The sequence below is a fragment of the Leucobacter luti genome, from assembly GCF_004217175.1.
GTDB lineage: Bacteria > Actinomycetota > Actinomycetes > Actinomycetales > Microbacteriaceae > Leucobacter > Leucobacter luti.
In genome coordinates this window covers 16,327-39,889 of sequence record NZ_SHKI01000005.1, presented here as the reverse complement: position 1 = coordinate 39,889, position 23,563 = coordinate 16,327, and the positions used below count along the sequence as shown (strand labels likewise).

21 protein-coding genes are annotated in these 23,563 nt (G+C 70.0%); 5 read left to right on the top strand and 16 right to left on the bottom strand.

Annotated elements, in window-relative coordinates:
* Window positions 1-2 precede the first annotated feature (2 nt).
* A complete protein-coding gene (metE, locus tag EV139_RS09285; RefSeq protein WP_130454071.1) occupies window positions 3-2,321 on the bottom strand; it encodes a 5-methyltetrahydropteroyltriglutamate--homocysteine S-methyltransferase in 2,319 nt (772 codons plus the stop codon).
* Between the two features lie 226 nt (window positions 2,322-2,547).
* Between metE and EV139_RS09280 the strand changes: the two genes are divergently transcribed.
* Window positions 2,548-3,924, top strand: a complete 1,377-nt coding sequence (locus EV139_RS09280; protein WP_130454070.1) for a PAS domain-containing protein — start codon at window positions 2,548-2,550, stop codon at window positions 3,922-3,924.
* A 15-nt stretch (window positions 3,925-3,939) separates the two neighbouring features.
* Here EV139_RS09280 and hflX read toward each other — a convergent pair whose 3' ends face one another.
* On the bottom strand, window positions 3,940-5,541 hold the full coding sequence (gene hflX, locus EV139_RS09275) for a GTPase HflX (RefSeq protein ID WP_198677526.1): 1,602 nt from the start codon (window positions 5,539-5,541) through the stop codon (window positions 3,940-3,942).
* 79 nt (window positions 5,542-5,620) lie between these two features.
* Here hflX and EV139_RS09270 point away from each other — a divergent pair, with 79 nt between their 5' ends.
* Entirely contained in the window at window positions 5,621-6,235 is a 615-nt protein-coding gene (locus EV139_RS09270; protein WP_130454069.1) for a class I SAM-dependent methyltransferase, read from the top strand.
* A gap of 37 nt (window positions 6,236-6,272) precedes the next feature.
* On the opposite strand, the gene dapF is transcribed toward EV139_RS09270, so the two are convergent.
* Both dapF and EV139_RS09260 read right to left on the bottom strand, forming a co-directional pair.
* The gene (gene dapF / locus EV139_RS09265) at window positions 6,273-7,154 is read right to left on the bottom strand and encodes a diaminopimelate epimerase (RefSeq protein WP_130454068.1); all 882 of its coding nucleotides are present in this window, start codon (window positions 7,152-7,154) and stop codon (window positions 6,273-6,275) included.
* Window positions 7,155-7,189: 35 nt separating this feature from the next.
* Window positions 7,190-7,609, bottom strand: a complete 420-nt coding sequence (locus EV139_RS09260) for a GNAT family acetyltransferase (protein ID WP_130454067.1) — start codon at window positions 7,607-7,609, stop codon at window positions 7,190-7,192.
* Between the two features lie 145 nt (window positions 7,610-7,754).
* Here EV139_RS09260 and EV139_RS09255 point away from each other — a divergent pair, with 145 nt between their 5' ends.
* The 3 genes from EV139_RS09255 (at window position 7,755) to EV139_RS09245 (ending at window position 9,868) form a co-directional block, all read left to right on the top strand.
* On the top strand, window positions 7,755-8,309 hold the full coding sequence (locus EV139_RS09255) for a nucleoside deaminase (protein WP_130454066.1): 555 nt from the start codon (window positions 7,755-7,757) through the stop codon (window positions 8,307-8,309).
* A gap of 126 nt (window positions 8,310-8,435) precedes the next feature.
* Window positions 8,436-8,768: a PadR family transcriptional regulator gene (locus tag EV139_RS09250; RefSeq protein WP_130454065.1), complete on the top strand. Its 333-nt coding sequence runs from the start codon at window positions 8,436-8,438 to the stop codon at window positions 8,766-8,768.
* The gene (locus tag EV139_RS09245; RefSeq protein ID WP_130454064.1) at window positions 8,765-9,868 is read left to right on the top strand and encodes a permease prefix domain 1-containing protein; all 1,104 of its coding nucleotides are present in this window, start codon (window positions 8,765-8,767) and stop codon (window positions 9,866-9,868) included. The genes EV139_RS09250 and EV139_RS09245 overlap by 4 nt, the downstream gene beginning before the upstream one ends.
* Here EV139_RS09245 and miaA read toward each other — a convergent pair.
* The 12 genes from miaA to EV139_RS09185 form a co-directional block, all read right to left on the bottom strand.
* Window positions 9,865-10,785, bottom strand: coding sequence for a tRNA (adenosine(37)-N6)-dimethylallyltransferase MiaA (gene miaA / locus EV139_RS09240; protein ID WP_130454063.1), 921 nt, complete (start codon window positions 10,783-10,785; stop codon window positions 9,865-9,867). The genes EV139_RS09245 and miaA overlap by 4 nt on opposite strands.
* The gene (gene miaB / locus EV139_RS09235) at window positions 10,782-12,323 is read right to left on the bottom strand and encodes a tRNA (N6-isopentenyl adenosine(37)-C2)-methylthiotransferase MiaB (protein WP_130454062.1); all 1,542 of its coding nucleotides are present in this window, start codon (window positions 12,321-12,323) and stop codon (window positions 10,782-10,784) included. Before miaB ends, miaA begins: the two co-directional genes overlap by 4 nt.
* 120 nt (window positions 12,324-12,443) lie before the next feature.
* A complete protein-coding gene (locus EV139_RS09230) occupies window positions 12,444-13,415 on the bottom strand; it encodes a regulatory protein RecX (protein WP_130454061.1) in 972 nt (323 codons plus the stop codon).
* 4 nt (window positions 13,416-13,419) lie between these two features.
* Complete coding sequence (gene recA / locus EV139_RS09225) at window positions 13,420-14,487, bottom strand: recombinase RecA (RefSeq protein WP_130454060.1); 1,068 nt, start codon at window positions 14,485-14,487, stop codon at window positions 13,420-13,422.
* A gap of 245 nt (window positions 14,488-14,732) precedes the next feature.
* The gene (locus EV139_RS09220; protein ID WP_130454059.1) at window positions 14,733-14,951 is read right to left on the bottom strand and encodes a DUF3046 domain-containing protein; all 219 of its coding nucleotides are present in this window, start codon (window positions 14,949-14,951) and stop codon (window positions 14,733-14,735) included.
* 101 nt (window positions 14,952-15,052) lie between these two features.
* A complete protein-coding gene (locus EV139_RS09215; protein WP_130454058.1) occupies window positions 15,053-15,373 on the bottom strand; it encodes a helix-turn-helix domain-containing protein in 321 nt (106 codons plus the stop codon).
* A gap of 220 nt (window positions 15,374-15,593) precedes the next feature.
* On the bottom strand, window positions 15,594-16,193 hold the full coding sequence (locus EV139_RS09210) for a CinA family protein (RefSeq protein ID WP_130454057.1): 600 nt from the start codon (window positions 16,191-16,193) through the stop codon (window positions 15,594-15,596).
* Window positions 16,180-16,779, bottom strand: coding sequence for a CDP-diacylglycerol--glycerol-3-phosphate 3-phosphatidyltransferase (gene pgsA, locus EV139_RS09205; protein ID WP_130454056.1), 600 nt, complete (start codon window positions 16,777-16,779; stop codon window positions 16,180-16,182). The genes EV139_RS09210 and pgsA overlap by 14 nt, the downstream gene beginning before the upstream one ends.
* Window positions 16,780-16,785: 6 nt before the next feature.
* Entirely contained in the window at window positions 16,786-19,746 is a 2,961-nt protein-coding gene (locus EV139_RS09200; protein ID WP_130454055.1) for an FtsK/SpoIIIE family DNA translocase, read from the bottom strand.
* A gap of 66 nt (window positions 19,747-19,812) precedes the next feature.
* The gene (locus tag EV139_RS09195) at window positions 19,813-20,847 is read right to left on the bottom strand and encodes a lipid II:glycine glycyltransferase FemX (protein ID WP_130454054.1); all 1,035 of its coding nucleotides are present in this window, start codon (window positions 20,845-20,847) and stop codon (window positions 19,813-19,815) included.
* Window positions 20,844-22,463 (bottom strand): murein biosynthesis integral membrane protein MurJ, encoded by a 1,620-nt coding sequence (gene murJ / locus EV139_RS09190; RefSeq protein ID WP_130454053.1) that lies wholly within the window; start codon window positions 22,461-22,463, stop codon window positions 20,844-20,846. Before murJ ends, EV139_RS09195 begins: the two co-directional genes overlap by 4 nt.
* Window positions 22,463-23,563 carry a lipid II:glycine glycyltransferase FemX gene (locus tag EV139_RS09185; protein WP_130454052.1) on the bottom strand — a complete coding sequence of 367 codons (1,101 nt, stop codon included), beginning with the start codon at window positions 23,561-23,563 and terminating at the stop codon, window positions 22,463-22,465. Before EV139_RS09185 ends, murJ begins: the two co-directional genes overlap by 1 nt.

The window sequence follows — 23,563 nt, the reverse complement described above, 5'->3', positions numbered from 1 at the left end:
CGTTACGCTCCGCGCACGGCGCGGGCGGCCTGCACGAGGTTCGTGAGGCTCGCAACCGTCTCTTCGTAGCCGCGAGTCTTCAGCCCGCAGTCGGGGTTGACCCAGAGCTGCTCGCCGGGGATGCGCGCGGCCGCGATCTGGATGAGTTCGGTCTGCTCCGCGACGCTCGGCACGCGGGGCGAGTGGATGTCGTAGACCCCCGGGCCGATCCCGCGCGAGTAGCCGTGATCGCCGAGTGGATCGACCACGTCCATGCGGCTGCGCGCCGCCTCGATGCTCGTCACGTCGGCGTCGAGCCCGTCGACCGCGTCGATGATCTCGCCAAACTCGGAGTAACACAGGTGCGTGTGGATCTGCACGTCGCTCGCTGCGCCGCTCGTCGCGAGGCGGAAGGAGCCCACCGACCAGTCGAGGTACGCGGCCTGGCGATCCGCGTCGAGCGGGAGCAGTTCGCGCAGCGCCGGCTCGTCGACCTGCACGATCTTGATGCCGGCGTCGACGAGGTCGTCGATCTCGTCGCGCAGCGCGAGCGCCACCTGCTCGGCGGTGTCGGAGAGCGGCTGATCGTCGCGCACGAACGACCAGGCAAGGATCGTGACCGGACCCGTCAGCATGCCCTTCACCGGACGCTCGGTGAGCGACTGCGCGTAGCCGGACCACGCGACCGTCATCGGCGCGGGCCGCGACACGTCGCCCCAGAGGATCGACGGGCGCGTGGCGCGGGTGCCGTAGGACTGCACCCAGCCGTGCTCGGTCACCGCGAAGCCGTCAAGAAGCTCGGCGAAGTACTGGACCATGTCATTGCGCTCTGCCTCGCCGTGCACGAGCACGTCGAGCCCGATCTCCTCCTGCAGGCGGATCACGCGTGCGATCTCATCGCGCAGGAAGCCGTCGTACGCCTCCTGGTCGATCTCGCCGCGGCCAAACGCGGCGCGCGCCTTGCGAATCTCGGTGGTCTGCGGGAACGAGCCGATCGTGGTCGTGGCGAGCTCGGGGATGTCGAGTGCGCGCTGCGCGTCGCGGCGGTCGCCCTCGGCGGCACGGTTGCGGTCTGCCGCCGTGACCGCGCCGGCGCGGTCACGGACGGCGGCGTCACGGACGCCGGGCGCGGCCTGGCGATCGGCAAGGATTGCGTCGACCTCGGCAAGCTCCGATTCGACCGCCGCGGTTCCGGCCGCGAGTCCGCGTGCGAGGATCGCGACCTGCGCGACCTTCTGGTCGGCGAACGCGAGCCAGCTGCGCAGCCGCGCGTCGAGCTTCGTCTCGTCGGCCACGTCGTGCGGCACGTGCTGCAGGCTGTTGCTCGTGCCGATCACGGTCGCGATCCCGGCGTCCTGCACACGCACCGCGGTCGCGAGCGCCGCGCGCAGGTCGGTACGCCAGATGTTGCGGCCGTCGACCACGCCGGCGACGAGCTGAGTGCCGGCGAACGCCGTAGCGAGCGCCCCGGAGCTGAGGTCTGCCTCGGGGAGGGTGCCGCGAACCAGGTCGGCCTGCACGGCCTCGACCGGGAGCGCGCCCAGCCGGGTCAGCGCGGCAGACGAGTCGCCGTACGGGGCGGTGAGCAGAATTGACGGCCGCTCGGTCGCCGCACCGAGCGTCGCGTACGCGCGCTCGACGAGGGTCAGGATCTCGGCGCGCGGCACGGCGAGCGAGTCGGAGACGAGTGCCGGCTCATCGAGCTGCACCCAGCCGGCACCTCCGGCGGCGAGCGCTGCGAGCAGCTCGGCGTACACGGCGACGACCTCGTCGAGGCGGTCGATGGGCCGGAAGCCAGCCGCGGCGTCGTCCGACGCCTTCGCGAGGAGCAGGTAGGTCACGGGTCCCACCAGCACGGGGCGGGACTCGATGCCCTGCGCAGCGGCCTCCGCGAGCTGCGCGACGAGCGCGGCGGGGTTGGCGGCGAGCGGCGTGCGCTCATCGATCTCGGGAACGCTGTAGTGGTAGTTGGTGTCAAACCACTTGGTCATCTCGAGCGGCTGGTGGTCCTTGTCGCCGCGGGCGAGCGCGAAGGTCGTGGCGAGGTCGCTGCCCCCCGTCGCGTCGGCGAAGCGGTGCGGGATCGCGCCGAGCGCGATCGTGGCGTCGAGCACCTGGTCGTAGAAGCTGAAGCTCTCGGGGACCGCGCCGCCAGCGGCGGGGAGGCCGAGCTCGACGAGGTGGGCGCGGGTTGCCGCGCGCAGCTCGCTGGCCGTGCGCTGCAGCTCGGTCTCGCTCGTGTTCCCCTTCCAGAATGACTCGATGGCGCGCTTGAGCTCGCGGCGCCTTCCGATCCGTGGGTACCCGAGGATCGTGGCGGTGGGCAGGGGCGTTGCGGGCATCGGAGTCCTCCGGGGTTATCGCGGCGAAGGCCCGGCTAGCACCCCGGGCTCTCACACGGTAGCCCGGCCGCGCCGATGCGCGCGCGCATGTTGCGCCATGTGAACTACGGAATGTTACGTGCCCTGCGGGAGGCTGCCGCGCACGCAGCGGGCGGACGGGTGTGCGGTCCTCGAGCTCGGGGTAAACTTGAGGTGTTCAGTTGGGGGCCAGACGAAGGCAATCACCATGGCACACCAGAGAACCCCGACAGGTGAGACCCACGAGGTCGGGATCACGGACGTGTTTTTCTCGGCGACTGACCGACGCGGTGTGCTCGAACACGCGAACGAGCTCTTTGTGAGGTTCTCGCGCTACGACCGGAGCGCGCTGCTCGGAGCCCCGCACTCGCTGGTGCGGCACCCGGACGTCCCGGGCGCCGTGTTCCACACGATGTGGCGCGAGCTGCGAGCCGGGCGCCCGTTCGCCGGCCACCTCACCAACCTCGCCGCGGACGGCAGCGCCTACTCCGTGTACGCGACGGTGACACCGCTGCGCGGTGGCGGGTACCTGTCCGTGCGGATTCGCCCAATGAACGAGTCGCGCCTCGCCCAGACTCGGTCCTGGTACCGGGACCTCACAGCGTACGAGTCGGGGCTGCGGGCGGCCGGGGTCTCGAAGCGGGACGCGGCAGCGCAGGGCGCGGAGCGGTTCGAGCGCATCGTCACGGACACCGGTTACGCCTCACTCACCGCGTTCCAGCACCACGCGCTGCCGCAGGAGATCGACCGCTACGAGCGCCGCGCCGACCCGGTGCCCGCCCGTCCGGGCGCGCGCGGGGAGGTCGCCGACCTGCTGCGCATCGTCGTCGAGATCGATGGCGCGCTGAGTGCGTGGTCGCTGCGGCAGCGTCGCCTCGCAGTGCTCTCCGAGTCGCTCCAGCGAGCTGGCGATCACCTGCAGCGCGAGCTCGATGCGGCTGCCCGCACGGTCACGCGCGTGACCGAGTTGTCGGGACGCAACCGGGATCCCAAGTTCTTCGAGCCCCTCGGCGTCTGGGCGCAGATGCAAAGCCTGATCCGGGGCTATATCGTCAAACTCATCGGGGATCTGACGCGGCTCGATACGCACAGCGCCGAGAACCGGTTCAGGATCGCGCTCGCCAAGCTTCACACGCGTATGATGGCCGCGTTTGCGGCGGAGCTCATCGACGCGCCGCAGCGCGACGAGACACAGGCCGCAGCGATCGCACTGCTGGCAGAGTCGCTGCGGAGCGCGCTCGCCGAGATGGGCACGAACTCGATCGCGCACCGATCCATCACCTCGACGACCGTCGGCGCCATCGCAAAGTCAGCGGCGGTGATCGAGATCCCACGCAAGCTGCTCAGCGAGTGGCAGCAGCAGCTCGCTGACACCGAGCTTTCCCCGGAGCTGCGAGAGCTTGCCGACGACGTGGCCGCATCGGTTGCGGCACTCGCCGAGTCGCTCACCGAGCTGCGCGGCATTGTGAAGCTGTGCGGCGAGATCGGCGACGGCGACGATCCCGCGGAGCTGATCGCGCTGATCGGCAGAATGGACGCGGTCACCGGGCAGCGCACCGAGCACGCTCCCCGCCGGGGCGCCTAAGCGCCCCGCGGCCCCTCAGCTCAGGTAGGCCTGCAGCTTCGAGAACATCTCCGGCGTCACATACGCGCGAACCCGTGTGCCCTCCTCGACGTACTCGGTCTCGAGCACGCGGTTGCGCTCGTGCATCTCGGCGATCAGCTCGCCGCGGTCGTAGGGCACCACGACAGTGACCTCGCGGTCGGGTACCGGCAGCGCGGCGTCGATCCGGCGGCTCAGCTCGTCGAGCCCCTCGCCGGTGCGCGCAGACACGAACACCGCGTCGGGGACGAGCCCGTGCAGCACGAGCCGCTGCGAGTCGCTGAGCAGGTCCGCCTTGTTGAAGGCGACGATCTCGGGAATCCCCTGCGCGTCCACCTCGGCGATCACATCGCGCACGGTGCGCAGCTGGGCTTCTGGATCCGGGTGGGAGCCGTCGACCACGTGCAGGATCACGTCTGCCTCGCCCACCTCCTCGAACGTGGAGCGGAACGCCTCAACCAGCTGGTGAGGCAGCTCGCGCACGAAGCCGACCGTGTCGACGTAGGTGAACTTGCGGCCGTCGTCGGTCTCAGCGTGCCGCACCGCGGTGTCGAGGGTGGCAAACAGCTGGTTCTGTACGAGCTCCTGCGTGCCGGTGAGGCGGTTGAGGAGGCTCGATTTGCCGGCGTTCGTGTATCCGGCGATGGCGACCGACTGCACCTCGCCGCGCTTGCGATTTGCACGCTTTGCCTCGCGCGCCGGCGCCATCTGCTGGATCTGCTTGCGCAGCTTCGCCATGCGAGTGTGGATCTTGCGGCGATCGAGCTCCATCTTCGTCTCGCCGGGACCGCGCGAGCCCATGCCCGCCCCGCCGGATCCGACCTGCCCACCGGCCTGCCGCGACATCGACTCACCCCAGCCGCGCAGACGCGGCAGCAGGTACTGCAGCTGCGCAAGCTCAACCTGGGCCTTGCCCTCGCGACTCTTCGCGTGCTGACTGAAGATGTCGAGGATCACGGCGGTGCGGTCGATCACCTTGACCTTGACGACGTCCTCCAGCGCGCGGCGCTGAGAAGGGGCGAGCTCGGTGTCGGCGATCACGGTGTCTGCACCAACCGCGGCGACCAGCTCAGCAAGCTCCTGCGCCTTGCCCTTGCCCAGGTACGTCGCCGGATCCGGGTTGGCCCGGCGCTGCAGCAGCCCGTCGAGCACCACGGCGCCGGCCGTCTCGGCGAGCGCCGCGAGCTCGCGCAGCGAGTTCTCGGCGTCGTCCGTTGACTTCTGAGAGTAAATCCCGATCAACACCACGTTCTCAATACGCAGCTGGCGGTACTCGACCTCGGTTACGTCTTCAAGTTCGGTCGAGAGCCCGACGACGCGCCGCAGCGACGCGCGATCCTCGCGTTCCATGCGGATCGCGTCGAGGTCGGCGCCGAGCTGATCGTGCGACTCATCGCCAAGCGCCTGCGCGCCGCCCGTCAGGTCACGAATGACCGTGGCGGACTCCGAGCGCCCGGCGCGCGAAAGCACGCGATCAAGCGGATCGCCCGACGCCGCCGCGGGGGCATCGTCTGCGACCTGGCTCGCCGCGGCGGCCCCGTCGTCCGCCGCAACGGCGTCGAGGATCTGGTCTGAGTCTTCAGAGAGTCGTTTCGTCATCTGCCACAAGTCTACGCCGCGCGGGCAGCGCAGCACAGGCCGAGTTCGCCAGGGGCGCAGCGCCTGGGATACTGGTCGGGTGACCGAGCACTACTTCTCCGAGGCCCCGGCCGGCGACTTCAAACCACGCACCATCGAGGTCGAACTCGCGGGCGCCCCCCGACGCGTCACGACCGCCGGGGGCGTGTTCAGCCCCGAGCATCTTGATCGCGGCACCGAGATCCTGCTGCGCACCCTCGCGAAGGCAGGCGACGATCGCCCCGGCCCGCTCCTGGACATCGGCTGCGGGTGGGGGCCCATCGCGCTCGCCGCTGCGCTTGAGTTCCCCGAGCGCGAGGTCTGGGCCGTCGACATCAACGAGCGCTCCCGCGAGCTCACGCGCGCAAACGCCGCCGGACTCGGCCTCACCGGGATCAGGGTCGCCGCACCCGACGAGGTGCCCGCTGACGTGCGGTTCGGCGAGATTCGCTCGAACCCGCCGATCCGCGTCGGCAAGGACGCGCTGCACGGCATCCTGCAGCAGTGGCTCCCCCGGCTCGCGCCCGGCGGCGTCGCGCACCTTGTCGTCGCCAAGCACCTCGGCGCCGACTCGCTGCAGCGCTGGATCGGGGCGACGTTCCCGGATCTCGCCGTCGACCGGATGGCGCGCGACAAGGGCTTCCACGTAATCCGGGCGGAGCGCCCGGAAGCGTAGCGGCCGGCGGCCGAGCGGCCGGGCGGCCGAGGCGGCGCTACGCCTCGGGCAGCTCGATCTCGCCCGAGTACACGAGCTCTGCCGGGCCGTTCAGCGAGACGTGCTCGCCCTCCTCCGTCGCGAACATGCGCACGGCGAGGCGCCCCCCGGGCACGTCCACGCGCCAGTGGTTCGGCATCCCCTCGCCACCCCAGTGCCTGAACGCAAGCGCCGCGGCAGCCGTCCCGGTGCCGCACGACAGCGTCTCGCCCACGCCGCGTTCGTGCACGCGCATGCGAATCCGGGCCACGCCATCCGCGATCAGCGGATCCTCGGGGACCACGAACTCCACGTTCGCACCGGAGGCCGGGGCGGGATCGAGCGCGGGCGCGCGATGCAGATCGAGCCCCTCGAGCTCGCCGGCGTGCGCGAGCGCGGTGACCACGTGCGGGTTCCCCAGATCGATTCCGAGTCCGGGGCGCGCCACGTCGAGCCCGTGCGCCGCAACGAGGCGTTCGGGGGCGAGCCGCCACCGGCCGAGGTCGACGGTGTACCCGGAGACGCCGGCGAGCACGTCCTTCACACCGGCGCGGGTGCCGATCGGCAGCGTGTCCCGCCGCTCCGGGGCAACCAGGCCCTCCGTGATCAAGTAGTGCGCGTAGACGCGGATCCCGTTGCCGCACATCTCGGCGGGGGTGCCGTCAGCGTTCCAGTAGTCCATGAACCACTCCGCGTCGGGCTCCTCCGCGAGGCTGGCCGCGCCCTCGGGGAGCGCGCGCGAGCGCACCGCGCGAATCACGCCGTCGGCCCCGATGCCCGTGTGCCGGTCGCACAGGAAGCGGATCTGCTCCGGGGTGAGCGTGAGCTCGCCGTCCGGGTCGGTAAAAAGCACGAAGTCGTTGCCCGTGCCGTGGCCCTTGGTAAACGCGAGGGTCGTCATGGGACAAGTCTACGGGCAGCCGGGCGCGCGGGCGCTCACCCGTCGAGCCGCTTGCCGCGCACCAGCACGTCGGCATCCTCGTACCCGAGCTCGTCGTAGTACCCGATCAGCCGCTCGTTCTCCGAGCGCACCATCAGCTGCACCTTCGGACAGCCGAGCGCGGCGAGACGCACCTCGGCCTCCGCGACCAGCGCGCGGCCGATTCCCTCGCCGGCGCGCGCGGCGTCGCTCGCGAGGTAGTAGAGCCAGCCCCGGTGCCCGTCGTACCCGGCCATCACCGAGCCAACGATCGCGTTACCGTCCACCGCCACCAGGAACAGCTCGGGCTGCACCCGCAGCTTCCGCGCGATGTCCTGCTCTGGGTCGTTCCAGGGGCGGGTGAGACCGCGCGCACGCCACAGCGCAATCACGGGGTCCGTGTCGGGCACTGCAAACGCGCGGATCTCAAATGCCATCCGCACATCCTCTCACGGCGCATTCACGGACGCCCGAGCCGCATCGCCGGCGGCGCCCGGGAACCAGTCGGTGCCGCCAGCTGGGCCGCGCGGACGCTGACGCGGCACCCTCGCTTCGGGGGCGACTCTGGGTTAGCGTGAGGAAATGACACACACGCCCGATTCCCCGCCGTCCAACCCCGCGGCCTCGGCCGCCGGTGAGACCGCTCCCGACACCGCCCTCACGCAGGCGGAGCTTGGTCACCTGCGACACTGCGTGCGCCTCGCACAGGCTGCCCTCGACCTCGGCGACGAGCCGTTCGGGTCACTCCTGGTGGATGCGGACGGCGCGGTGCGGTTCGAGGATCACAACCGCGTGAGCGGCGGCGACGCCACCCGCCACCCAGAATTTGAGATCGCCCGCTGGGCCGCGGCGCAGCTGAGCCCCGCTGAGCGAGCCGCGAGCACCGTGTTCACGTCCGGGGAGCACTGCCCTATGTGCGCCGCCGCGCACGCGTGGGTGGGGCTCGGCCGGATCGTGTACGCGGCGAGCACCGCGCAGCTCGGCGCCTGGCTCGCCGAGTGGGGCGCGCCCGCGGCCCCCGTTGCACCGCTTCCCATCCGGGCCGTAGCGCCGGGCGTCCCGGTCGCGGGCCCGGCGCCGGAGCTGGCCGCAGAGATTCGTGCGCTCCACGCTCGCAGCCGCGGGATCGTCGAGTAGGCCGAGCCGCGGCACGGCGCCCTGAGCCGACGCGACAGCCGCGGCACCCACATCGCACGCTTGACGTACTATGACTGACGTAGTATGTTTGGCGCAGTACAGGGTTCCCAGTAGAGACGAGACCACATGATCGGCGGCGACGCAATCCGCGGCTACGTGGACCTCATGGTGCTCTCGCTCCTGCGCACCGGGCCCTCCTACGCATACGAACTCGCGCAGCGCATCAGCGCGGTCACGGGCGACGACTACGCCATCAAGCAGACCACGCTCTATTCGGCGGTCAAGCGCCTTGAAACGAGCGCTCTCGTGAGCTCGTATGCAGATGTCTCCCCCTCCGGAAAGCCGCGCACCTACTACCAGATCACCGACGCGGGTCGGGAGCACTTGCAGCTCAAGGTGACCGAGTGGCACCACACCAAGTCCGTCGTCGATCGATTCACCGAAGGAGTCGAGCCGTGAACATCATCATGAGCTACCTGAACACGATGTTCAGCGCCTACCCGCAAACCCCGCGGCTACTCGAGGCGAAGGCCGAGCTGCATGGAATGATGGAAGACGCCTACACGAGCCTGATCGCGGAGGGCCGCTCCGAAAACGAGGCCGTGGGTCAGGTGATCAGCGATTTCGGGAACCTCGCCGAGGTGGCGCCCGAGCTCGGAATCACCTCCGAACTCGGAATCGCCGCCGGCTCCCCCGCGGCGGCCGCACCGACTGTCGCTCCCGCCGCCGGAGCCCCCGCGGGTGGAGCTGCCGCGGCCGGGATCCCGGCTGCCGCGCGTCCGACCCAGCCGGCGGACCCGCCTGTCACCATCGCAGAAGCGAGCGGCTACGCCGACGCCCACGAGCGCACGCGGTACCGCACCGCGATCGCGATCGCGCTGTTCGTGATCTCCCCGGCCAAGCTGATCTGGCTCACGAGCGCCGCGTCCGAGGGCGTCATCCCACTCGCCTCGGGCCCGGCCACGCTGATCGGGGTCTTCGCACTCCTCCTGCTCGTCGCGGTCGGCGTGATGCTCCTCATCAGCTCGGCGCGGGAGCTCACCCCGTTCAACCGGCTCGAAAGCGGCAGATTCACCCCCACCGCCGAGGTGACCGCGTGGTCCCGCGAGCTGGCGCAGCGGCACGAGCGCAGCCGGATTCGCGCGCTGCAGATCGCCGTACTGCTCTGGATCCTCTCCCCGGCGCCGCTCCTCACGGCAGCACTGCTCAACGACTCCCCCACCAAGGGGACGTGGGTGGCCAGCGGGGTCGTCGCGCTCCTCCTCGTCGTGGCGATCGGGCTCCTGGTCCTGCTCCCCACCGCGTGGGCCCACACGGTTGCCGAGAAGCTCGATCGCCGCGGCCCGGCACCACAGGCGGAGGACGATGATCCGCACAGCATCGTGGGCGTGATCGCGTCGTTCTACTGGCCGCTGCTCACCGCGATCTACCTGGGGTGGAGTTTCATCGGCGACGCGTGGGGCCAGTCGTGGGTGCTGTGGCCGATTGGCGCGGTGCTCTTCGGCGCGATCGCCGCGGGCGGCGGTGCCTGGGAATCGTACCGCCGCGCCCGCCGCTAGCTGGCGGCCGGCCCGTCGAGTCCGGGCAACTCCCCCGGTGCGAGCCAGGACACGTCGCGGTAGCGCTTGAACCAGCTCACCTGCCGGCGGGCGTAGCGGCGGGTGAGCGCCTGCGTCTCCGCGATCGCCTCGGCTTCGCCGAGCCCACCGGCGAGCTGCGCGAGCGCCTGCGCGTAGCCGATCGCGCGTGAGGCCGTGGGGCCGGTCTCGATTCCGCGTGGGATCAAACCGCGCACCTCGTCAAGCAGTCCGTCCTCCCACATCGTCTCAACGCGCTGGTCGAGGCGCGGCACGAGGTCAGCCCGATCGACGTGCACGCCGAGGATCCGCGTGTCCGCGTGCCACAGGGCCGGCGCCTCCGGCAGCGTGGTCTGCGCCGAGCCGCCGAGCAGCGCGATCTCAAGTGCGCGCACCACGCGGCGGGGATTCCTCACGTCAACACTCGCGGCTGCGGCGGGGTCGAGCTCCGCGAGGCGCGCGAGCAGCGGGGCGGTGCCGCCCGCGGCGAGCTCCGCTTCGAGCGCCGCACGCACGGCGTCGTCGCGAGGCGGAAACGTGAAGTCGAACACGGCGCTCGACACGTAGAGCCCTGATCCCCCGACCAGAATCGCGTCGGCACCGCGCGCGGTGATTTCCGCGATGGTGGCGCGCACCACCGGCTGATACCAGGCGACGGTAGCCTCGGCGGCCGGCTCAAGCGCGTCAAACAGGTGGTGCGGTATCCCGCGCCGCTCCCCCTCGGGAAGCTTCGCGGTGCCGATGTCCATGCCGCGATACAGCTGCATCGCGTCGGCGTTCACGATCTCGGCGCGGCGGCCGCGGGCCGCCAGCGCCTCGGCGAGGTCGAGTGACAGCGCCGACTTGCCGGTCCCGGTCGCGCCGACGATGACCCAGAGCCGTGGGCCCGCGTCGATCATCGAGTGCGGATCGTGGGGAGGCCGAGGCTGACCGCGCGCGGGGCGGTGTCCCCGGCCGGGGCGGGAACGCCGCAGCTCTCTGCCTGCCGGCGATCCCAGGCGTCGCCGGCGCGGGTGCGGCGCACGGCGTACACCCCCGGCTCGACATCCGCGATGAGGAAGAACGGCGCGGCCGACGTGATCTGCACGGTCACCACGTCGCCCGGGCGGGGCTCCGCAGCGCCCTCGGGCACGGCGAAGTGCACGAGACGGTTGTCTTCTGCGCGTCCCGACAGGCGGCTGCGCGCGGCGTCCTTTTTGCCCTCGGTCACGGAGACGAGCACCTCAACGGTGCGTCCAACCTGGGCCTCGTTCTCCTCGAACGAGATCCGCTCCTGCAGCGCCATGAGCCGCTCGTAGCGCTCCTGCACGATCTCCTTGGGCACCTGATCCGGCATCGTGGCCGCGGGCGTGCCCGGTCGGATCGAGTACTGGAACGTGAAGGCGCTCTGGAACCGGGACGCCTCGACCACGCGCAGGGTGTCTTGGAAGTCTTCCTCGGTCTCGCCGGGGAACCCGACGATGATGTCGGTGGTGATCGCCGCGGTGGGGATCCGCTCGCGCACCGCGTCGAGGATACCGAGGAACTTCTTCGACCGGTAGGAGCGGCGCATCGCCTTGAGCACCCCGTCAGAGCCGGACTGCAGTGGCATGTGCAGCGACGGCATCACGTTGTGCGTCTCTGCCATTGCCGCGATCACATCGTCGGTGAACGCGGCGGGGTGCGGGCTCGTAAAGCGGACGCGCTCAAGCCCCTCGATCTCGCCCATCGCGCGCAGCAGCTTGCCGAAGGCCTGGCGGTCGCCAAACTCGACACCGTAGGTGTTGACGTTCTGCCCCAGCAGGGTGACCTCGATGGCGCCGTCGTCTACGAGCGCCTGGACCTCGGCGAGCACGTCGCCGGGGCGGCGGTCCTTCTCCTTGCCGCGGAGGGCCGGCACGATGCAGAACGTGCAGGTGTTGTTGCACCCCACCGAGATGGACACCCAGCCGCTCGACGCCGACTCGCGGCGGGTGGGCAGCGTCGACGGAAACACCTCGAGCGCCTCGAGGATCTCCACCTGAGCCTCGGCGTTGTGGCGTGCGCGCTCCAGCAGGGCGGGAAGCGAACCCATGTTGTGGGTGCCGAAGACCACGTCGACCCAGGGGGCCTTCTCCACGATCGTGCCCTGATCCTTCTGGGCGAGGCACCCGCCGACCGCGATCTGCATGCCGTCGCGCTCGCGCTTCACGCCGGCGAGGTAGCCCAGGTTGCCATAGAGCTTGTTCGCGGCGTTCTCACGCACTGCACAGGTGTTGATCACCACGACATCGGCGTCGGCCGGGTCGGTCGCGGCGATGTAGCCGGCCGCGTCGAGGGAGCCCGAGAGGCGCTCTGAATCGTGCACGTTCATCTGGCAGCCGAGCGTGCGCACGGTGTAGCTGCGCGGGCTGCCGTCGGGGCGCAGCGCGGCCGGCGACGGTGCGATCACGATGGGGTCGGCGGATGCAAGACTCATGGCGCCAGTTTATCGGCGCGCAGGGCGAAACTGGCGCACACACTGCACTCCTGTGCCGAAAACCCGCGGAACTGAGTGTGCGATCGACGCCGCCGTGCCTCACTCACACCGCGGTCCGGCTCACCTGAACCTGACACCGCCGCCGGACCTCCCGGAACCGCCGCCGTCGAGTGCCGCCTTGACGGCGCGCATGGCCGGCTCGCCAGACCAGCCGCGCCGCGCAAGAAAGCCGAGGAGGCGCCGCTCGGCGACCTGGCGGTCGAGCCCGCCCAGTTTGCTGGCTCGCGCGACGGCGGCGTCCCGCAGCAGCGTGAACTCCTCGTCGTCGTCGAGCTCACCAAGCGCCTCGTCAATAATCGCGTCCGCGAGGCGGCGCTCCCGGAGCTTCATGCGGATCTGCGACCGGCTGGCACGCTTCGCCGTGCGCAGCTTCTCCGTGACCGTGCGCGCCAGACCAAGATCGTCGAGGTAGTGGCTCTCGCAGAACTCGTCGATGAGCACGTCAACGTGCGCTGCGGCGTGATCGAGGCGCAGGAGCTCCTCGCGCAGCTCGCCGCTGGAGCGGGCTCGCCGGGCGAGCAGCCGCACGCCGTCATCGTACGCGGCACGGGCGGGATCCGACTCGGGGTCCTCCGGATCGGCGGGAACCCCGCGTGCCTCGGACTGCGCGTCGGTCAGCGACACGGGCGTCACCGCCGCGCGTCGCGCGCCGGGCGCCACCGCGGGCCGCTCGCCCACCTCGGCGGGGGCGGGCAACTCGCTCGCACGGACCAGCCGATCGCTCAGCGCAGTGACGATCGCGGACGCCGCGGGGCTGGCGGGTTCGCCGGTGGCGGCCACCGCCGCGGGCGCCACCGCTGCGGCGCCCTCCTCGGGGCCGGACGCGGGCTCCCCCGCGGGAGCGCCGACGTCCCCACGGGGGTCTGCGCCCGCACGGCTCTCTGAGTCTGCGGGGGTGTCGGAGTCCGCGGGAGTGCCCCAAGTGCGCTGACGGAGCAGCCCGCGCAGCTCGACGACCTCCGCGAGATTTGCGCGGTCTTGCCCACCCCCGGGGACGGGCTCGCTCGGGGGCGGGAGGAAGCGGACGGCCATGCGGCTAGGCGCTCGCGCGCTCGGCCTCGGCAGCGGGTTCGGCCGGTGCCGCGGGCACCTCTGGCTCCTCGCTGCGGCCGTTGACGCCGAGCTTGGTGAGAATCTTCTCCTCGATCTCGAGCGCCATGTCGGGGTTCTGAATGAGGAAGCGGCGCGCGTTCTCCATGCCCTGGCCAAGCTGGTCGCCGTCGTAGGTGAACCAGGCGCCGCTCTTCTTGATGAGGCCCTGCTCAACGCCGTAATCGATGAGCGAGCCCTCGCGGGAGATGCCGATGCCGTAGAGGATGTCGAACTCGGCCTGCTTGAAGGGCGGAGCCATCTTGTTCTTAACGACCTTGACACGGGTGCGGTTGCCCACCGCGTCCGTGCCGTCCTTGAGCGTCTGAATACGACGGATGTCGAGGCGGACGGACGCGTAGAACTTGAGCGCCTTGCCGCCGGAGGTGGTCTCGGGGCTCCCGAAGAACACACCGACCTTCTCGCGCAGCTGATTAATGAAGATGCAGGTGGTCTTGGTGGCGCTGAGGCTGCCGGTGATCTTTCGCAGCGCCTGTGACATGAGTCGCGCCTGGAGCCCCACGTGGCTGTCGCCCATCTCGCCGTCGATCTCGGCCTTCGGCACGAGCGCCGCAACCGAGTCGATTACGACGAGATCGACCGAGCCGGAGCGGATCAGCATGTCGGCGATTTCGAGTGCCTGCTCGCCGGTGTCTGGCTGCGCCACGAGCAGCGCGTCGATGTCGACACCGAGCTTCTTCGCGTACTCGGGGTCGAGTGCGTGCTCTGCGTCGATGAACGCGGCGATGCCGCCGGCGCGCTGCGCGTTGGCGATCGCGTGCAGTGTCAGCGTCGTCTTACCCGACGACTCCGGGCCGTAGATCTCCACGACGCGGCCGCGGGGAAGCCCACCAATCCCGAGCGCGACATCGAGGGCCACCGAGCCGGTGGGGATGACCTCGACGGGGGCGCGCTCCTGGCTGCCCATGCGCATGATGGCGCCCTTGCCGAAGTTCTTATCGATCTGCGCGAGCGCGACCTCGAGAGCCTTCTCGCGGTCCTTGGGTGCTGCCATGTTCTTGCTCCTTGGGTGTGTGCGGGCCTACCGCGGGTTGCTGCCTACCGACTGTCTCGGCCCCGGTGCGGGGCAGACAAGGCACTGGTGTGTTCGTGCTGTTCACACTAGAAGCAACCACCGACATTGAAGCCTGACGCTGGTCATTCTGTGGAGAACAAGGCACTTACCTCACCTGTGGACGAAGTTAGCACCCATCGAACACACTTTCGAATAACACCCCGGCGTGTTGCACACCCACCCGCCTATTTCGCGTCGCGCAGCCCCCGGCCGTGGCGCCGTTCGAGCGGCACCTGCAGGTCGGCACAGAGTGCCTGCCACACCTCGCGGGCGGGGAGCCCGCGCTCGAGCGCCTCGTTGGGGGTCCCGCCGATCGCCGCGATCCAGTGATCGCGCAGCAACACCCCCGAGTACTCGGCCCCGAACTCCTCAACGCAGGCGCGCCGAAACTCACTCAGTCGCACGCCCGCCCCCCTCGGCACAGAAACGGCAAAGCGCCCGCCCCTTCGGGGTCGGGCGCTTTCCCCGCGCGCTCGGCGCGCGGAAGCCTTCTGGCGACACGAGCTTAGGACACGAGCTCGGACGCAAAGCCCGAGACAAGATCCGCCGGCACCGTATCGGGTACGCGGTGTGCGAGCGGGATCGCGAGCCCCTCAACGATCGCGAGACGTTCACTCACCTCACCCATAATGACCGAGAGTGGCGTGTCGAGCGCGTCGGCAACCGCGGCGAGGATCTCGCTCGAGGCTTCCTTCTGCCCGCGCTCAACCTCGCTCAGGTACCCAAGCGCAACGCTCGCGTCCCCGGCAACCTGGCGCAGTGTGCGGCCCTTTTGTTGACGGAAGTCACGAAGTACGTCGCCGATCTCCTGACGCATCAGCACCATGTGGCCCCTCCTTCACTCGCACGACCACCGGTCGTGCGTCTACCCTACCCGCTTCTCGGCTATCAACCGCCGCGAGAACTCCACCCAGACTGGGCGGTGTTATATGGAACAACCCCGACTCTAGCCGCTCTATTCCTGAAACTTCTCTGAAGTTGAGTCAGCCCGACTCAGGTTTCATCAAATTCGCAGTTTCGAGCGAGCTGGCCCTGCGCTGGCCGGGTCACACACGGTCGAGGGCAGCGAGGAGCTCCGTGAGGGCAGCACGGACCGTGGCACCACGAATTTCGCCGCGATCGCCAGAGAGCGCGAGCCTGGTCGCGGTGTCCGCGTCCCCGACGCTGAGCCCCAGCCACACCGTGCCGGCCGGCTGCCCAGTCTGCGGATCCGGATCCGGACCGGCCACCCCCGTGGTCGCGATCCCCAGCTCGGCGGCGACGGCCACGCCGGTGCCGCGTGACACCGCGCAGGCGCGCCGCACCCCGCGCGCCATCTGCCGCGCGACCTCGGCGGCCACGGGACCCTGCTCGGCGAGCAGGGCGGCGTCGACGTCGAGGAGCGAGCGTTTGAGGTCGGTGTCGTAGGCGACAATGGCGCCGGAGACCACGCGGGAGGCGCCGGGAATCGAGACGAGGGCCGCGGCGAGCGCACCACCGGTCAGCGATTCAGCGACCGCGAGGCGGAGCCCGAGCGCGGCCGCGCGCTCGATGACCGCGCGCGCGAGCGCCGGCTCAGACTCCGGGACCGGCTGGGCGCTCGCACCGCGCGAGCGCCCAGCCGCTACCGGCGGCTCAGCAGCGACGGGCGGCTCAGGCGCGCGCACCGCCACCGCTCCGGTTGCGGACGTACGCGAGCACGTAGTCGATCCCGCTGAGGATCGTGAGCACGACCGCAATGGTCATGGTGATGATGTTTGCCCAAATCGCGATCGGGGCGGCCGCTCCGAGCACGTCGGCGAGCGGCAGGAGCGCCAGGGTGATCGCCACCGACTGGGCGACGGTCTTCAGCTTGCCCATCCACGCGGCGGCAACCACCACGTCGCTGACAATCATGAGGCGGTGCACGGTGATCCCCACCTCGCGGATCAACACCACGATCGTGATCCACCAGGGCAGCTCGCCGAGGATGGAGAGCCCCACGAGCGCGGCGCCGGTGAGGAGTTTGTCCGCGATCGGGTCGAGCAGCTTGCCCAAATCGGTGACGAGTCCCCGAGAGCGGGCGAGGTAGCCGTCCCAGGCGTCCGTCGCGATCGCGATCACGAAGAAGGCCGCGGCGGCCCAGCGGAGCGGGCCGTTCTCGCCGTGATCGGCGAGCAGCATCCAGACAAAGAATGGCGTCGCGATCATTCGCGCCACCGTGATGATGTTCGGCGCGTTCCAGTTGCTCACCGGGGCTGAGGTCTCGGTCATGTGCGGTTAATCCCGTCCGGTCAGGCTCCAGGCGTCTTCGTCGTCGTCGTCGCCCTCGACCTCCTCGAGTGTTGCCTGGTATTTCGCGACGGGATCGTCGTAGCGATCATCGCCGAATCCTGCGCCCTGCGCCGGGAGCGCCTCGGTGAGCGGCTGCAAGACCGCGGTCTCGGGATCAGCGCCGTGCGGCGACTGGTCCGCGCCGGCACTGCCGACCGCTGCACCGCCAACCGCTCCGCCGCCGTCCGCCGCGGGAGCAGGGGGCGCTGCCGCTGCCGGAGCAGGGGCCGCCGGGGCCACGAACGGCTGCGCCGGGGCCGGGCCGCCCTTGAGCCTGGCGAGCACCTCGGGGAGCTGCTCGGGGGCGATGAGCACGTCGCGTGCCTTCGAGCCCTCGGACGGCCCCACGATGTCGCGCGATTCCATGAGGTCCATGAGGCGACCGGCCTTCGCGAAGCCGACGCGCAGCTTGCGCTGCAGCATGGAGGTGGATCCGAACTGCGAGGTGACCACCAGCTCGACCGCGGCGAGCAGCACCTCGAGGTCGTCTCCGATGTCCTCGTCGATGTCTTTCTTCTCGACGGTCTGTGCGACGTCGGCCCGGTACTCGGGCTGCGCCTGCGCCTTCACGTGCGCCACGACCTGAGCGATCTCTGACTCGTTGACCCAGGCGCCCTGCACGCGCATGGGCGACGATTCGCCGTTGAGCAGCAGCAGTCCGTCGCCCTGCCCGATCAGGCGCTCGGCGCCAACCTCGTCGAGGATGACGCGCGAGTCGGTGCCAGAGGCCACCGCGAACGCGTAGCGGCTGGGCACGTTCGACTTGATCACGCCGGTGACCACGTTGACCGAGGGGCGCTGGGTGGCGAGCACCAGGTGGATGCCGGCCGCGCGGGCGAGCTGGGTGATGCGCTGAATCGAGTCTTCGACGTCGCGCGGGGCGATGAGCATGAGGTCCGCGAGCTCGTCGACCACCACGAGGAGGTACGGGTACGGCTTGAGCACGCGCTGACTCCCGGCCGGGAGCACGATCCCACCGGAGCGGACCGCCTCGTTGAAGTCGTCGATGTGGCGGAAGCCGAAGCTTGCCAGATCGTCGTACCGCATGTCCATCTCTTTCACGACCCACTGCAGCGCCTCGGCCGCCTTTTTGGCGTTCGTGATGATGGGGGTGATGAGGTGCGGCACACCCTGGTAGACCGTGAGCTCAACCCGCTTGGGGTCCACGAGCACCATGCGCACCTCGGCGGGGGTGGCCCGCATAAGGATGCTCGTGATCATCGAGTTGATGAAGCTCGACTTGCCAGAGCCGGTTGCGCCGGCCACGAGCAGGTGGGGCATCTTGGCGAGGTTTGCGACCACGAAGCCGCCCTTGACGTCTTTGCCGACGCCGATGGTCATGGGGTGGGTGCTGCGCTGCGCGCGGTTTGAGCGCAGCACGTCACCGAGCGCCACGTTCTCGCGATCCTGGTTGGGGATCTCAATGCCGATCGCGCTCTTGCCGGGGATCGGCGAGAGAATGCGGACCTCGTTCGACGCGACGGCGTACGAGAGGTTCTTCGACAGCGCCGTGACCTTCTCCACCTTCACGCCGGGGCCCAGCTCGACCTCGTACTGCGTGACTGTGGGACCGCGCGAGAACCCGGAGACGCGTGCATCGACCTTGAACTCCTCGAACACGCGGCCGAGCGCCGCCATGATCACGTCGTTCGCGTCAGTGTGCGCCTTCGGGGCGTCGCCCGCGGAGAGCGCACCCTGATCGGGCAGCCGGTAGTCGGCCTGCTGCGCCGGCTCGTGCACGGGGGCGACCAGGAACGGGGTCGTTGCCGCGGCCGGCTCCGACTCGTCGGACGCGGTGTCGGCCGGGGCGAAGTCGTCCCACGAGTCGTCTCCGAGGCCCGAGGCCGGGGCCGCCGCGGCCGTCTCGACCGCGGCCTCCGCCTGATCGAGGTCGGTGAACAGCTCGGCGGGAAACACGTCGGTGACGGGCTCGGGTGCGAGCGCCGAGTCGAAGGCGACCTTGCGCGCCGGGGCGTCCGGCTCCGGCGCCTCGGGGGCGCCCGCGAGCATCGAGTCGAGGGCCTGGTTGTCGCCGGCGTACGCCGGATCCTCCTCGCGACCTGACGAGTTGCGCCGCCACCAGGGCAGCGCACCGGGCTCGGCCGGCTGCTCCTCGATGTCGAACAGGGCGGCGTCCGTGCTGGCGCGCTCCTTCTTCGACTGGCGCGGTTCGGCTGGCTCATCCGACTCGACCACACCGAACAAGAACGCATACGCCTCGCGGAGGCGGCGCACGATGCGACCGGGCGGGGTCTTGGTGACGATCAGGATGGAGAACAGCAGCAGCAGCGAGAGCACCGGTACCGCGAACCACATGGTGAGCGCGGCGAGCGGGGTACCCACCATCCAGCCCAGCAGACCGCCGGCCTCGGCGAGCGCGGGCATGCCGTCGCGCGGGTTGGGCTGGCCGCCGTAGACGTGCGTGATCCCGGCGATCGCGGTGATCGCAAGGAAGAGGCCGATCGCGATCCGGCGGTTGTCGGTGACGCTGGAGGGGTGGTTGAAGAGCCACAGCGCGAAGCCGGCCATGATGATTGGCAGCCCGAAGGCGACGCGGCCGAGCAGGCCGCCGAAGGTCCACGCGTCGAGCTGCACGGCGACCGGGTTGCCAATGAGGAACCACTCGATGACCGCACCGGCCACGGCGAGCAGCACCAGCAGCAGTGGCACGCCGTCGCGGCGATCCTCTGCGGCGAGCGGTTCGACACGGAACGCGCGCGCAGCTCCACCCACGGCGTGCGCGAGCCCGTTCCACGCGCGGATCAGCACGCCCTCGGTGGGCTGCGCCTCGACGAGCACCTTCGTTTTCGCGGTCGCCCGGGACCCCGTTGCACGGGACCCCGTTCCGCGGGACCCGCGCGCCGGGGTGCTCCCCGATTTCGAGCGCGACGAAGCTTTACTGGCCATGGTAACTACGGTACAGGGCACCACCGACAGCGGGGGTGTTCGGCGGCGGCGCGCCAGATATCGGCGTTAGCGCCGGCGGAGCGAGCGCACGATCTTCTTTGCGAGCGGCAGCCCCTCGGTCCAGATCTTGTAGCCCGGACCCGGGCGATCCCAGGAGCCAGCGAGGAGGTTCTCGTGCCCGGCGAAGCCGGTCTTGAACGTGGTCACCCCGTCGTTGATGAGTCCGCCGAAGTCGTAGCGTTCCACGCCGATCTCCCGCATGTGGCGAATCACGTGCCACTTCAGCGCGTAGTTCGCGCGGAGGCGCTGCCCGGTCTCGCTCATGCCCCCGTAGAGCTCGAACGCCGTGCGACCCGAGTGCGCCATGAACAGGAACGCGACGGGCGCGTTGTCGACGTAGGCCGCCCACACCGGCGAGTTGTCGCCGAGCATGGTGAACGCATCGTGGTAGTACGAGTCCTCGTGCAGCCCGAAATCGGCGCGCTCACTCGTCGCCCGGTACACTTCCAGGCACTCGTCGAGCTGCGCGAGCGTCTCGACGGGGCGGATCTCCATCGTCTCCTCGCGGCCAGACTTGCGAATGTACTGGCGGTGCTTCTTCGACATCTCTGCGAGCAACTCGTCCTCGCTCTTGCGCAGGTCGAGGATCAGGGTGCGCGCAGGCAGCACGGGAGTCTTGCTCTCGCGCCACTCCCCCGACAGCGGCACGGTCCCGGCGTTCTCATCGGGCTCGATTGACACCGCGACGGCCCGGCGCGAGCCGTGCACGTACGCGGCAACCGCGTCGGCGATCGCGCCCGGCGCGGGCGCGGGCGCGGGCAGATCCGAATCCTGCGGATCGCGCGCGAGCACGGGCCCGCGCGGGGCGTACACGAAGTCGCCCAGCGGGCCGGGCAGGGTGCGCGTCAAGAGCTGGCACGCGCCAACGATGGGCGCGTCGGTACCCGAGCCGTCGCGCACGAGCACGCGCTCGGCGCGCCAGCGGTGCGCCGACTTGAGTTCACCCCAGCCCCAGAGCTGCAGCGGGTGCCCGCCGAGGGTTTCGACGGTGTCGTCCCAGACGGCACGATCCGTGCACGGTGACACGGTGAGCGAGGTCACGAGCGAGTCCTTCCGAGTTTGCGGGCCACGAAGCCGGTGAGCTCCGCGAGTTCTGGGGAGCGCAGCAGACGCAGCGCGAGGGCGTACACCAGGCCGACGACCACGGCCACCGCGGCGGCGAAGCACACGGCGAGCACTGCGTTCTGGTTGCCAAACGCGAGCAGGATCGCCCAGCTCGCGAGCAGGCCGAAGACCACGGCGGGGATCGCGGCGAGCGCGTACTTCACCACGCTCTGCATGATCCGGCGCCCGTCGAACGAGCCGATCTTGCGACGCAGTAGCCAGGTCGCGATAAGCGCCTCAACGATGGTGGCGAACGACCAGATCAGCGCGAAGTACAGCCCGATGTACCTGGGCGCAACCAGCCACGGCAGCGTGAGGGAGAGCGCGATCACGATCCCCATCTGAATCGAGGTGAAGATGAACGGCGTGCGCGTGTCGGAGAGGGCGTAGAACGCGCGCTGCACCACGAAGAGGAAGCTGTAGGCCGCCAGGCTCACCGAGTACGCCATGAGCGCCTCCGCGAACATATCGACCTGCTCCGTAGTGGCGCCGAAGTTGATCACCCGCGAAATGAACGGGGCGGCGGCGACCAACACCACGGCGGAGAACACCATCACCAGCGCGACCTGCCGCACCGACGCAGAGAAGTCGGCGCGGAACTCGGCCATCTTCCCGGTCTGACCCCACTCCGAGAGCCGGGTGAAGTACGCGGTCGCGAGCGAGACGGCAATCACCGAGTGCGGCATCATGAAGATCAGCCACACGTTTTGCATCGCACTGAGCGAGGGTCCCTCGCCGGAGCCGACCGAGACGATGCGGTTGGTCACGAGGCCGCCGAGCTGCATCACCACGACCATCGCGAGTGTCCAGGTGGCGAGCTTGGCGGTGCGCCCGAGGCCCACGCCGCGCCACGCGAAGTCTGGTCGGAACCGAATCCCGGCTTTGCGCCACGACACGAACAGGATGAGCGCCTGCGCCACGATCCCGAGCGTCGCCGATCCCGCCAGAATCGCGATCATCACCGGGGTCCACGCGGTGACCGCGAGGTGCCCCTTCGGGTCAGACCCAAACATCGCGATGAAGACGAGGATGCCGGCGATCGCGATGACGTTGTTGAGCACCGGGGCCCAGGTAAACGGGCCGAACACGCTGCGCGCGTTCAGCACCTCCCCCATCACCGTGTAGATCCCGTAGAACACCACCTGCGGCATGCACCAGTAGGCGAAGGCCGTGGCGAGCGCCAGCTGCGAGTCGCCCCAGTCCTGCACGGTCACGCGCACGATCCACGGCGCGGCCGCCATCGCGAGGCCGGTGATGATCACGAGGGCGGTGGTAACCAGCGTGAGTACCTTGTTGATGTACCCGGCACCGCCGTCCGCGTTCTGCGCGGCGCGCACGATCTGCGGCACCAGCACGGCGTTGAGCACGCCGCCGATCAGGATCATGTAGACCGTGTTGGGCAGCAGGTTGCCGCTCGCGAACGCGTCGGCCGAGCGCGCGCCGACCGAACCGATGGCGTACGCGAGCAGCATTGCCTTCGCGAGTCCGAGGATCCGCGACACCATGGTGCCGGACGCCATGACGGCGCTCGCGCGCATCAGTCCTGTGGCCATTAGTAGTACGGGTCCTTCCGGACGGCAAGCGAGAGCCGGCGAGCGATCCGATCGCCGAGCTTCGTCCACAGCGCAAACGCGCGCGGTTTCAGTGCGAGGTCGAATGCTCCAGCGTAGTCGGTGATGTCGGGCGCGAACGAGCGCTTGAACTGGCCCACACCGTGCAGCGGGTGGTCCTTGTCGTCAGCCCGGTCCGAGGGCGGAGCGCCGCACAGGTCGTGCGAGGTCGCGCCGCGCTCGTGTGCCCAGCGCAGCACCTCCCACTGCAGCGCGTGCGAGGCGCCGTAGGCAGTCTTCGCGCGCACGGAGGCGCCGTCCTTGTAGGTGGTCTTCGCGCCGAGCCCCATGGCGAAGGCGCCGGCGACGAGCTGCGGCTCACCCGTCTCGTCCGCGCGGTGCGCGAGGAAGATCTGTCCGGCGTGTGCGGCCTCGAAGGTCTGCCAGAACGCCCGATAGTACTGCGCGGAGCGCAGCACGAAGCGCCCCTCGGCGGTCTCCTGGAGCAGGCCGAAGAGGGCCGCGCAGTGCTCGTCGCTCGCGGCGACGCGGGTCACCACGATCCCGTCGCGCGCTGCGCGCGTGATCGAGTTGCGAGCCTTCTTGCCGATCCGCTTGAAGACCTCGTCCTCGGTCCCGGACACGTCGACGATGATCGTTGACGGATTGGGGATGATCCGCACGGTGTCGCGGTACCCGGCAGCGTGGAATGCCGCGCGGGTCTCCGGCGCCGTGCGCGGCTCAATCTTGAGCATGAACGCACCGCGACTGCGCGCGAGCGCCGCGACCGCGCTGGCGGTTTCGAGGACGCGCTCCGCGTCCTCGCCGGCGGGCCCGGCTGGCAGGTGCCACCACTCGCCGAGCAGCGGCACGCGCTTGGCGAGCACCCCGACCGCGATGGAACTCGCGCCCGGTCGTTCAACGATCACGTGGTGCGCGCGGTACCGCCCCTCGGCGCACTTGACGCGCATGTAGGGGTCGCCCGACCACACCTCACCGCCGCCGGGATTTGCCGCGACGAGCGCGTCCCAGTCGGCAGTTTCTGAGGGAGATGCAATGCGGGCGACGGCCGAAGCCGCCGCCGCATCAGAGCCCGAAAGCAC